Raw genomic sequence first — 11,978 nt, 5'->3', positions numbered from 1 at the left:
GACAATAAAGAATTTATAAACGAGGAATTATTTAAAAATTGGCGTTTTTTTTCCAACTCTAAAAGTGTTTTATACTTATATTCCATAGTTTTTCCAAATTTTATTATTTAAATTCAGTTCTTCAACTAAATTTAAAATTTCTAAAATATTTTTTTCATAAATTTCTAAAATTGAATTTTCACCAATTAAAGAGTTATGAAGTTTTGGCTCAAAACTATCATAATTAAACTCCAGATAAATATAAATTTTACTATCCAAAAAGGCAAAATTAAGCTCTTTTTTAAAATAATTTTTGATTTTTAAAACTCTTTCCATAAAATTTGGCGTTAAAACATATCTTGCATTTATTTGATCATTTGTAAATGTTTTAAAGCATTTTTCAAACTCCACATCATCCATATATGCCCTATTTCCAAATTTATTTAAAAAAGCAATTTTATTTGATAAAACATAGGTTTTGGAAGTAAAAAATTTATTAAAATCGGCTATAAAAAATATCCCTTTAAATATAGTTTCATAGCGAACTTTTTGATTTCCTTTTTCATCATAGGTTATGATCTCTTCTTGTAAAAACAGATCACTTAATTTTATATTTACACCTTTAAATTTACCCTCTATCAAGTCATTTCCACCATAAAAATCAGCAATTTTATAAATATTTGGATAGTAAAACTCTTTTTTATCTATAAATTTATTTGGAAAATAATCTAAATTTGGGCTTATATTAGTGATAATTTCTCTTAAAAGTTTGTTTTTAAACTCGTAATTAAAATTTTTTACAATGAAATTTCTATATGTTTGATATAAAAAAATAACACAAAAGCTAGGAATAAAAAGTGAAAATAAAAAATCATCTGATGAAAAATAAAGATAAGTAAAAGCTAAAACAGCCAAACCACTTAAAAACAAAAGTACCATTTTAAGATTACTTAAAATGGCTAATCTTTTATTTTCAAGGTTTTTTATATCATTCATTTACTGTTATTTTTTAAAAAGCTCACTAACATTTGGACTTATTTTTTCATCTTTTTCAATTTCAAAAAATGCATCTTTTTCAAATTTAAAGAAATTTGCAATTATATTACTTGGAAACATCTCAATTGTATTGTTATAAACCATTACACTTGAGTTGTATGCTCTTCTTGCAGCTGAAATTTGCTCTTCAATCTCAGTTAAAGTGGCTTGTAAATGCATAACATTTTCATTTGCTTTTAAATCTGGATAGGCTTCAATCGCAACTTGGATATTTCCTAAAAGTTTTGAAATTTGGGAATTTAAATCAAAAGTTTCTTTGTTGTTGTTTGAATTTATAGCCCTACTTCTAAGTTCAGTAACCTTAGTTAAGACCTCTTTTTCATGTGTTAAATACTCTTTTACAGTTGAAACTAAATTTGGTATAAGATCGTATCTTTTTTTAAGCTGAGTAAAAACACCTGCACGGATATTTTTAACTTGGTTTCTTTTGGCTATCAAGTCGTTATAAACGCTAATTAACCAAAAAAGTAAAACAACTAAAATCGCTACAAATATCAAAGTTGTATTCATCATAAATCCTTTGTAAAATTTGGTCTATTTTACAAAAAATTCACTTTATTACATATAAAAATGTAATAAACTTAGCCCCTAAATTTGGACTAAGTTTTAAAAACTAAATTTAACCTAATTTTTTAGCCATTCTTTTTCTAATAGTTGGATCTAAATAGCGTTTTCTAACACGGATATTTTTAGGGGTTACTTCAACAAGTTCATCTTCTTCTATCCACTCCAATGCTCTTTCAAGTGTTAGAATTCTTGGAGGAACTAGTTTTATAGCATCATCACTTCCACTTGCTCTAACGTTGGTTAAATTCTTACCTTTTATAGGATTTACATCAAGGTCATTTGGACGGCTGTGTTCGCCAATTATCATTCCTGTATAAACTTTGGCTTGAGGTTCAATAAATAAAACTCCTCTTTCTTGTAAATTCCACAAACTATAAGCTAGTGCAACACCATTTTCCATACTTACTAAAGCTCCATTTACCCGTCTTTCAACACTTCCACAAAGTGGGCGAAACTCTAAAAAGCTATGGTTCATTATACCCTCACCCTTAGTATCTGTTAAAAACTGACTTCTAAATCCAATCAATCCACGAGCTGGAATTTCAAACTCCAATCTTGTCTGTCCATCGCCTGTTGGACTCATAACTTTCATCTCAGCTCTTTTTTTACCAAGTTTTTCGATAATAATACCAGTAAATTCATCAGGACAATCAATAACTAAATTTTCAAAAGGCTCACATTTAACACCATTTATATCTTTTACAATAACCTCAGGGCGACCTAGTAAAAACTCAAACCCCTCTCTTCTCATACTTTCAGCTAAAATTGTAATCTGTAACTCGCCTCTTCCACTAACTCTAAATTTACCCTCGCCAATGTTTTCATAACGCATAGCGATGTTGGTTTTCATCTCGTTTTGAAGTCTTTCTTCTATCTTGTTTGAAGTTACACTTTTGCCTTCAGTTCCAGCAAGTGGTCCATCATTTACACTAAAAATAACACTAAGTGTTGGCTCTTCAATATGAAGTTCTTCAAGTGGCATAGGGTTGTTTGGATCAACTATACTATCTCCAACTCCCAAAGCTTCAAATCCTGCAATTGCTACAATATCACCACAGCTTGCTTCATCAATATCTAGTCTATTAAGTCCTAAAAAGCCAATTAACTTTGAAATTCTACCTGTTAGTTTTGTGCCATCAGCTCTTACTTGCATAACATTTTGATTTTTGCTAATTTTACCATTAAATATTCTTGCAATACCAATTTTACCAACATAATTATCGTAATCAAGAGTAAAAACTTGAAGTTGTAAAGGATTGTCATTGTTTCCACTTGGTTTTGGAACATTTTGTAAAATTGTTTCAAAAAGTGGTGTCATATCTTTGTTTTCATCATCTAAATTTAACTTTGCATAACCATCTCTTGCAGCTGCATAAACTGTAACAAACTCTAATTGTTCATCATTTGCATCAAGAGCTACAAAAAGGTCAAATATTTCATTTATTACTCTATCTGGATCAGCTGCTGGTTTATCTATTTTATTAATAACAACAATTGGTTTAAGACCAAAAGAAAGTGCCTTTTTAACAACAAATTTAGTCTGTGGCATAACACCTTCTTGTGCATCAACTAAAAGCAAAACTCCATCAACCATCTTTAAAACTCGCTCAACCTCTCCACCAAAATCGGCGTGCCCTGGAGTATCAATAATATTTATTTTTGTATCTTTATAAATAATGGCGGTATTTTTGCTTAAAATTGTAATACCTCTTTCTTTTTCAATATCACCACTATCCATAACTCTATCGCCAACTGCTTTGTGAGCATCAAATGTGCCTGATTGTTTTAAAAGCTGATCTACCATCGTAGTTTTGCCGTGATCAACGTGTGCAATCACAGCTATATTTCTAATATCATTTAATATCTTTTGCAATATTTTTCTCCAAATTTAAATTAAAATGTATTATATAAAAAAATTTTTATAAAAAAATTAAACTAATTTTTTGAATAAATTTCAACTTCACTAAGTAAAAACTCATAAATTCTTTGTTGTATTAAAGCATCATCTTCATTTGAAGATGAAATAATGCGTCTTAAATGTTCAAAATTTATCTTTTTTACATATCTTGGTTGAAGTTTTAAATCTCTATCAATATCCCTTAAAATAGTATCTAGTGTATAACTTTTATAGTTTTTTACCATTGAAATATACTCTTTAATTATAGCAAGTAATATATTTATTCTTATTGAGTTTTTAGCATAAATTTCTTCAATAATGGTTTTTAAAAGTTCATAATCTTTATCTTCAATCTTTTTTTTAGCTAAAAGCATTGAAGCAAAAATCTTTGCTCTAAATTCAATCGAAGCAGATCTTAAAAAAAGACCTCTAAAAAATGATAAAAAATTTATTTTAAAATTCATATAAACCTTTTTTAAGAATTTTTTGCTATAATTTCAACTTGCCTCTTCTTAGACCTGTGCAATGTCATTTTTAGGCACCGTTTCAGGGTAGGAATACAGCAGAACATCTAAGCTTGGTATGTGCCGCAGCCATCTGAGAAGGGGTCTTTTAAATCAAAAAATCTCATAAAATCCTTGCAAATTTCATAAAAATCAACTTCATCATTTAGCGGATTATCTTTAAAAAATTTAAGACTTGACTCAAATCCACCTATTAGCTCTTTACTTTTTACACCATAACTTATAGAAATTCCTGCTTCAAAAAATGCTGCCAATTTATCGCAATATTTTAAAGCTTTTCCATCAATTGTTCTATATTCGTCTAAATTTATTTCTTTAAAATTTTTTGGTAAAGGTTTTGGAGCTGTTTTGTAAATCCTATCTTCAAACTCATCTTTTACAAATTTTTCTCCGCTTTTTCTAATTCCTAAAATATAACTAAACTCATCTTTTACAACTTCTGGAACAAAAGGTAAAATTTTATCATCAATTAGGCGCATTTCATACTCGTTTAATATCTCATTTAGACCTTTAATGCCGTATTTTACAGGGCTTATTATATCTCTTGTTAAACTCTCTGGCAAATCGTGAAACAGAGCACAAAAAAAGTTAAACTCAACTCTTTTTTTACAAGCTTTAATTTTAAGTGAGTAAAAATATCCCAAAATTGCAACAACCAACATATGTCCCAAAACTGAAGTCTCAGGAATTCTAGGAGTTTGTGCCCAACGCTTTTGAAATCTAAGACGCCCACTCAAATCAACAATACGAGAGAGCTTTTTATTCATTATGATTTTTCTAACACCAGTTAATTCATAATAATCCTCAAGCTCGGCATCAACTGAGTTTTTAAGCTCTTCAATATCACTTAAAAATTGACTTGTTTGATAAACGATGTTAAATTCCCATTTTGTCGCAAGATAGGAGGCTGCTTTTAAAATAACTCGCTCTTTTTGATAAGAGCTATCTTTTTTAAGAAGGTAATTTTTAAATCTTTCATAAAATTTGCCATCTTCTATAGCTTTTAACTCATTTTCATAGTTATCTATCACCCACTCATTTATCTTTTTTGATTTTGTTTTTTGGATCTGGTGAAAAACATCTGGGCGGATATCTGTAACCATAACTCTAAGTAAAAAATCAAATATTCCACCCTCGATGATATAGTTCATATCCACATCATCTTCAAATTTAGCTATAAAATAGGCGATGATAAACTTATGAGCTTGTTTATCAAGCTCAACTAAATTTACCATTTTAGGATAGTCATTCCACCTTGAAATGGAGGCTGCTTTGAAAATATGCTCTATTAAACTTGCTTTTATCACTGCTTTTTTACCAAATTTGAATCAATCTCAATAACTGTGTGGACATTGCCTCTTGGGTTAAAATCCCCAACTATTTTCATCCATTTTGGCTTTAATTTTCTATCAAGCAAATCATAAATTTCATTTATACTATCTTCATGGCTTATGTTTTTATTCATAAATGAGTTTATGTAAAGTTTAATTGCCTTTAGCTCAACAACCCACTCATTTGGAATATATTCTAAATAAATCGTTGCAAAATCTGGATATCCACTCCTTGGACAAAGGCATGTAAACTCGGGTAAAGTTATCTTTATAACATAATCTTTTTTATGTTTGTTTGGCCAAATTTCAAGATCTTTTTCTGGATCAAACTCATTTAAAATTTTTTCACCATAACGCATTTTTATCCTTTATTAACTTACAACTTTTGGTTTATCTATACAAAATCCTTGTATATAATCAATCTTTGTCTTTTTTAATTTTTCATAAAAAGAGTTTTTATCGACAAATCTTATTATAGTTTTGAGATTAAATTTAGAAGCATTTTCATTTATCATATCAAAAATATTTTTCATTCTCTCTTCATTAAATCTCTTATTTACTTCTAAATCATAAATTAAATAACCAAAATTTAAATATTTAAAATACTCAAAACTTGCATTATTTCCTAAAAATTGATTCATAGCTATTTCGAAACCATACCCTCTAAATTGTTCAATAATTTCACTAAATCTAAGCATTTCGTTATAGCTATCTTTTTCATAAATTTCAAAGATTATCTTATTTGGATCTATTATTTTATTTGTAATAAGTCTATGAATTTCATTTTTAAAGTCAGCATTTCTTAAACTAACTGGTGAAATTTCAATCATAACTTTACTATTAAATTTTTTAAAATTAAAATTATTTGCTATAAATTCGATAACTTTTAAGTCATATTTTATTTCATAGTTATTTCTTGTAGCTATTTCCATAACTTTAAGTTTTGTTACATTTCCTACATCTTTTAAAGCTAAATTAATACTTAAATTTATAAGATCTTTGTTGTTTTTCATAGATTTTATAGTTTGAGCTTTTAACTCAAATTTAGAATTATCTATAGCATGGCATACAAACTCATCAAGTGCATCAAGTTTTATAACTTCAATTCCTTCTTCATTTTGAGAATATAAAATTTTTGAAAATAAATAATTTATAACATTTTCCCAAGCTTTATCATAATTTGTTTCAACGGTTGCAAATTTGATTTTTACTTCTATATTATTTATACCTTGATTTGATAATTTTCTCTCAAAAGTTTTTAAATAATAATTTAATTGTGGAGTTTTACAATCAATTACAAATAAAAAATTTCCACCGCTATGTCTTCCAATAGGTATATCTTTATAACCATTTTTTTTAAAAAAATCAGCAAGTTCAAGCACAAATTCTTTAAGAAGTTTATCTCCATTTTTATAACCATATCTAAAATTAATATCTTGGATATTATTTATATTTACTAACGCTATATTTTTTTGATTCTCTTCTTTTAATTCTTTTGAAATTAGTTTTAGAATTTCTTTTCTATTAAAAACATTTGAAACTTGATCTAAAGTTGTATTTTGAAAAGCAAAATAAATAAAATAAACTACATAATAAACATAGCAAACTATTAAAATTACAAATAAAATAGTATCTTTCCAATCATAATTATTTTCTGAAAACATCAAAAATATTAAAATAATTAAAACTAAAACAAGTGGAAATGCTATCTTTAAAGATAGCACAAACCTTTTTGATCTTTCCTTTTCTTCACTGAATAATTTTGTCATTAAATATCCAAATTTTTAACATCTTTTGCGTGATTTTGAATATATTCTCTTCTTGGTTCAACTTCATCACCCATAAAAAGATTAAATGTATCACTAGCACTTTGTGCATCTTCTATTTTAATTTGGAGTAAATTTCTATTTTCAGGACTCATTGTTGTTTCCCAAAGTTGCTCTGGGTTCATTTCACCTAAACCTTTATATCTTTGTATATAAGCACCTTTTTTTGCATTTTTTTCTATTTCATCAAGTACTTCAATAAAATCTCTTCCAAAATCAAACTCTCTTTGACTAATTTGCCTATAAACATAAATAGCTTCTTCAAAAATATAATTTTCAAACAAATTATCATCTATAACTATTTCTTCCAAGCCACTTTCAGTTTGAACATAAATTTTAACGCTGTTTTCATTAACATATGCATTTAAAATATTATAACCTTTTAACTCAAGATAATTTTTAATGATTTCATAAATTTTATCGTTTTCATAACCAGCTAAATCTTCATTTTCAATCATATATCTAATAGCAGTTATAACACTATATCTTTTTTGAAGTTCACTTAATAAACTTCTATATCTAGCAACAAGTTTTAAGTAATTAATTAAATCTTTATTTCCAATTCCTTCAAAATTTACACCCTCAATTCCTGTTTCTATCAAAAACTCATTTAAAGCTTTTTCATCTTTTAAATAAATTTCTTTTTTACCTTTTTTATATCTAAAAAGTGGTGGTTGAGCTAAATATATATATCCACCCTCAACTAAAGGTTTTAAAAATCTAAAGAAAAATGTTAAAAGCAGAGTTTGGATATGACTTCCATCAACATCAGCATCGGTCATAATAATAATTTTATGATACCTTAGTTTTTCTATATCAAATTCCTCACCTATTCCACAACCAAAAGCAGTTATCATATTTTTAATTTCTTCTGAACTTAGAATTCTATCAATTCTAGCTTTTTCAACATTTAAAATTTTACCACGAAGAGGTAAAATAGCCTGAAAAACTCTATCTCTTCCTTGTTTTGCAGATCCACCAGCACTATCTCCCTCAACTAAATAAATTTCACTTATTTCAGGATCTTTACTTTGACAATCTGCTAATTTTCCAGGGAGTGTTCCAACACTAAAATTATCTTTTTTTCTAGTTAAATCTCTAGCTCTTTTTGCAGCTTCTCTTCCTCTTGCAGCCATTAAAGCTTTTGCCATTATTGCTTTTGCTTCATTTGGATTTTCTTCAAAATATTTAGCTAAATTTTCAAAAACCATTTTTTGAACAAGCGGTCTTACATAACTTGATCCAAGTTTTCCTTTTGTTTGACCCTCAAACTGTGGTTCAGGAACTTTAACACTAACTATAGCTATCAAACCTTCCCTTACATCTTCACCTAAAATTTTCATATCTTTTTCTCTTGCAGATGCATTTTCAGTTATATAGGTCGTAATAGCTCTTGTTAAACCTCCTCTAAAACCAGCTTCATGAGTTCCACCTTCTGGAGTTTTTATATTATTTACAAAAGAAAAAACTTTTTCTTCATAACTTGTATTATATAAAAGTGCAAAATCAATTTCTAAATCTTCTACACTTTCACTAAAAAATACACTTTTTGTAACAACATCTTTTTTATTTAAATCATTTACAAACTGATCAAGTCCACCCTCAAAATGAAATTTTTCCTTTGTTCCATCTCTTTGATCTTTTAAATTTATAACAATTTTTGGATTTAAATAAGCAAGTTCTTTAAATCTTGTTATTAAAATCTTTTTTTCAAAATTTGTTGTTTCAAAAATAGTTTCATCAGGCCAAAACTCAATTGTTGTTCCAGTTCTATTTGTTGTTTTTACAATTTCTAAATTTGTAGTTGGGATGCCTTTTTCAAACTCTTGTCTATAAACATTTCCATCTTTTTTAATTGTTAAAATAAGTTTTTTTGACAAAGCATTAACAACGCTTATTCCAACACCATGAAGACCACCACTTACTTTATAACTATCTTTATCAAATTTACCACCTGCGTGTAAAACTGTTAAAACAACAGTTGCTGCTGGAATTTTTTCAGTTGGGTGTATATCTACAGGAATTCCTCTACCGTTATCACTTATAATAACTGAACCTTCATTTGTTATTTCAACTTCTATATCATCACAAAAACCAGCCATTGCTTCATCAATTGAGTTATCAACAACTTCATAAATTAAGTGATGAAGACCACCAATATTTGTATCTCCTATATACATTCCAGGTCTTTTTCTAACTGCTTCAAGACCTTTTAAAACTTTTATATTACCTGCACCGTAATGTTCAACCATTTATTATTTTTCCTTTTTTTATATAATTGTAGGCATTATAACACTTATAAACTCATTTGAGCTTAATACAAATGCCGATTCTGTTGATTTATAATCCAATTTAAACTCTGTTTCTTCAATATTGTTTAGAAAATCAAAAATAAATTTATTTGTAACTCTTAAAATAATATCTTTGTCTAAATTATTTTCAAAGTCAATTTCTGTTTTAGCTTCGGAGTTATTTTCACTAATACTTTCAAATAAAATTGAATTAGTTTTTATTGTTATTTGCATTTTATCACAAATTATACCTATTGTTTTCATACCCTCTAAAAATTTATCTCTTGGAAGCATGATACTTTGCGAAAATTCAGTCGGAATAACTTTTTCATAATTAGGAAATTTTTTATTAATTAATTTTGTAAAAAACTCAAAATTTTCATTTTTAGCTATTAAAATATTTTCATCATAATAAATTTGAACATCTTCAAAAAAAAGTTTTTGAATTTCATTAATAGCTTTTTTAGGAATTATTATTTGATTATTTTCTAAACTTTGATTTAAATTTATTCTATACAAACCGAGTCTTTTAGTATCTGTTCCTACTAAATTTATATAATTTTCTTTTATATCTATCAAAGCTCCATTTAGTGAATATTGAGGATTGTTTATATCAATTGTAGGAAAAATCTTTTTTAAACTTCTTGCAAAATTTAGTGAGTTTATATTAAAACTTTTTTTATTATCAATACCTTCAAAGCTTGGAAAATTTTCATGATTACTTAAAGGAAGTTTAAATTTTGATCTACTTTGTCTTATAAATAAAAAATTATTCATAATTTCAAGTATAATTTCTCCATCTTTTAATCCTTTTAAAATATTTAATAAAAGATTTCCATTTACACATGAAATTCCCTCAACTTGGATATTTACTTCTTTTATATTAATACAAAGTCCTATTTCAAAATCAGTTGCTTTTAAATTTAAAATATTTTCTTTTGCAATAATTAAGATATTTGAAGTAACTGCAGAAGCATCTTTTTTTTCAGTAAAAGCTACAAGATTTATTAATGCATTATTGAGTAAATTTTTTTGAATTCCTATTTTCATATTTTTTTCCTTTTTTTTAAATTTTAGTAGCAGCCGTAGTAGGATTACAACTTATGTGAATATCTGCTTTAAAGTTTGATTTTATCGTATTTTTGTTAAAAAATAAAATTTGATTCTTTTCACATTCATTCACTATTTTTTCCTTTTAAAATTTTATTTTCAAGCTCTTCAACGCGAATTTTTAAAAACTCATCATTTTCAATAAGTTCATTTATTTTTTTTATATTGTGACTAACTGCACTGTGATCTTTTAATCCAAAAAATCCGGCAATTGCAGGCATTGAGTTTAGTGTTAATTTTTTTGATAAAAATATTCCTATTCTTCTTGCTTCAACAATATTTTTTTTTCTACTTTTGCTTTTTATATCACTTGGTTTTATATTTAGCTCTTTTGATAGAGTTTTTATAACATCTTCTAAGTTTATATTTTCTTTATTTTCTCTTATTTGATCTTGTAAAACATTTTTAGTAAAATCAAGTGTTATTTCAGTTCTCATCAAAGTAGAAAAAGCATTTAATTTATTAATAGCACTTTCTATTTCACGGATATTATCACCCATATTTGTTGCGATATATTCTATTATTTTGTTATCTAAAATTATTTTATTATCTTGACTTTTTTTTCTAATAATTTCTATTTTGGTTTCTAATTCAGGTGGTGCAACATCAGCAATAATTCCACTTATAAATCTACTTATTAATCTTTCTTCAAAACCTTTTAAAAATTTTGGTGGTTTATCGCTTATCATAACTATTTGCCCACCAGCTTGTTTAAGTTCATTAAAAGTATTAAAAAATTCTTCTTGAATTTTATCAGTATTTCCTAAAAACTGAATATCATCTACTAATAAAACATCAGGTTTTCTATATTTTTGTCTAAATTTATCCATAGAAGAGTTTCTTATATGAAAAGTAAAATCATTTTTAAATTGTTCGCTTGTTATACAAATAACAACTTTACCATTTTCAATACAATAATTTCCAATTGATTGTAAAAGGTGTGTTTTTCCAAGTCCACTTGGTCCATAAATAAATAACGGATTATAATCAGCTCCTGGATTTTGAGCTACAAATTTTGAACAAGTATAAGCAAAACGGTTTGATTCACCAACTATAAAATTATCAAATTTATATGATTCTATTAAAATTGTGCTTGATAATTTTTTATCATTTTTTACACTATTTTTTATATTTTTTTCTTTTTGGATATTATCCTTTTTTGAAGTTATTAAAATTTTTGGTTTTATTCCTGTTTTTTCTAGAATAATTTCTTCTATTTTTGAGGCATATTTTGTTTGAATAAATTTAGCAATAAATTCATTTGTTGTGTTAAAAACAACAAAATCAGGTTTTGAATTTTTTTCATTAATAGTTAAATTTTTTATGTATTTATTAAACTCATTGGGTAAAATATATTTTTGGAGTTCATTAAAAACTTCATTTTGTAAAAAAAACAA

9 protein-coding genes, 1 other RNA gene and 1 pseudogene are annotated in these 11,978 nt (G+C 26.4%); 1 reads left to right on the top strand and 10 read right to left on the bottom strand.

Annotation, left to right across the window (positions count from 1 at the left end):
* Nucleotides 1-75: 75 nt before the first annotated feature.
* The 4 genes from CURT_RS00055 to CURT_RS00040 all read right to left on the bottom strand — a co-directional run bounded on the left by CURT_RS00055 (nt 76) and on the right by CURT_RS00040 (nt 3,963).
* The gene (locus CURT_RS00055) at nt 76-975 is read right to left on the bottom strand and encodes a DUF3137 domain-containing protein (RefSeq protein WP_018713457.1); all 900 of its coding nucleotides are present in this window, start codon (nt 973-975) and stop codon (nt 76-78) included.
* Nucleotides 976-981: 6 nt separating this feature from the next.
* Entirely contained in the window at nt 982-1,545 is a 564-nt protein-coding gene (locus tag CURT_RS00050) for a LemA family protein (protein ID WP_018713456.1), read from the bottom strand.
* Nucleotides 1,546-1,654: 109 nt separating this feature from the next.
* Nucleotides 1,655-3,466 carry a translational GTPase TypA gene (gene typA / locus CURT_RS00045; RefSeq protein ID WP_039750100.1) on the bottom strand — a complete coding sequence of 604 codons (1,812 nt, stop codon included), beginning with the start codon at nt 3,464-3,466 and terminating at the stop codon, nt 1,655-1,657.
* Nucleotides 3,467-3,537: 71 nt separating this feature from the next.
* Nucleotides 3,538-3,963 carry a hypothetical protein gene (locus CURT_RS00040; RefSeq protein ID WP_018713454.1) on the bottom strand — a complete coding sequence of 142 codons (426 nt, stop codon included), beginning with the start codon at nt 3,961-3,963 and terminating at the stop codon, nt 3,538-3,540.
* Nucleotides 3,964-4,008: 45 nt separating this feature from the next.
* Here CURT_RS00040 and ffs point away from each other — a divergent pair.
* Nucleotides 4,009-4,106, top strand: an RNA gene (ffs, locus tag CURT_RS00035) — signal recognition particle sRNA small type.
* A 6-nt stretch (nt 4,107-4,112) separates the two neighbouring features.
* On the opposite strand, the pseudogene CURT_RS00030 reads toward ffs, so the two are convergent.
* From CURT_RS00030 to dnaA, 6 genes and pseudogenes are all read right to left on the bottom strand, one after another.
* Nucleotides 4,113-5,330, bottom strand: a pseudogene (locus CURT_RS00030) (HD domain-containing protein); the annotation flags it as partial.
* On the bottom strand, nt 5,327-5,713 hold the full coding sequence (queF, locus tag CURT_RS00025) for a preQ(1) synthase (RefSeq protein ID WP_018713452.1): 387 nt from the start codon (nt 5,711-5,713) through the stop codon (nt 5,327-5,329). The gene queF and the pseudogene CURT_RS00030, both read right to left, overlap by 4 nt.
* Nucleotides 5,714-5,725: 12 nt before the next feature.
* Nucleotides 5,726-7,123 (bottom strand): bifunctional diguanylate cyclase/phosphodiesterase, encoded by a 1,398-nt coding sequence (locus tag CURT_RS00020; RefSeq protein WP_018713451.1) that lies wholly within the window; start codon nt 7,121-7,123, stop codon nt 5,726-5,728.
* Nucleotides 7,123-9,432 (bottom strand): DNA topoisomerase (ATP-hydrolyzing) subunit B, encoded by a 2,310-nt coding sequence (gene gyrB / locus CURT_RS00015; RefSeq protein ID WP_018713450.1) that lies wholly within the window; start codon nt 9,430-9,432, stop codon nt 7,123-7,125. Before gyrB ends, CURT_RS00020 begins: the two co-directional genes overlap by 1 nt.
* Before the next feature lie 18 nt (nt 9,433-9,450).
* Nucleotides 9,451-10,521, bottom strand: a complete 1,071-nt coding sequence (gene dnaN / locus CURT_RS00010; protein WP_018713449.1) for a DNA polymerase III subunit beta — start codon at nt 10,519-10,521, stop codon at nt 9,451-9,453.
* A gap of 125 nt (nt 10,522-10,646) precedes the next feature.
* Nucleotides 10,647-11,978, bottom strand: a complete 1,332-nt coding sequence (gene dnaA / locus CURT_RS00005; protein ID WP_018713447.1) for a chromosomal replication initiator protein DnaA — start codon at nt 11,976-11,978, stop codon at nt 10,647-10,649.

Origin of the sequence: Campylobacter ureolyticus (assembly GCF_013372225.1) — a bacterium.
Lineage (GTDB): Bacteria > Campylobacterota > Campylobacteria > Campylobacterales > Campylobacteraceae > Campylobacter_B > Campylobacter_B ureolyticus.
This window is presented reverse-complemented; position numbering and strand designations above follow the sequence as displayed.

Coding starts and splice junctions, on each gene's coding strand:
- CURT_RS00050 (WP_018713456.1), bottom strand. CDS start 1,545: ATGAATACAACTTTGATATTTGTAGCGATTTTAGTTGTTTTACTTTTT.
- queF (WP_018713452.1), bottom strand. CDS start 5,713: ATGCGTTATGGTGAAAAAATTTTAAATGAGTTTGATCCAGAAAAAGAT.
- dnaN (WP_018713449.1), bottom strand. CDS start 10,521: ATGAAAATAGGAATTCAAAAAAATTTACTCAATAATGCATTAATAAAT.
- CURT_RS00040 (WP_018713454.1), bottom strand. CDS start 3,963: ATGAATTTTAAAATAAATTTTTTATCATTTTTTAGAGGTCTTTTTTTA.
- gyrB (WP_018713450.1), bottom strand. CDS start 9,432: ATGGTTGAACATTACGGTGCAGGTAATATAAAAGTTTTAAAAGGTCTT.
- CURT_RS00020 (WP_018713451.1), bottom strand. CDS start 7,123: ATGACAAAATTATTCAGTGAAGAAAAGGAAAGATCAAAAAGGTTTGTG.
- CURT_RS00055 (WP_018713457.1), bottom strand. CDS start 975: ATGAATGATATAAAAAACCTTGAAAATAAAAGATTAGCCATTTTAAGT.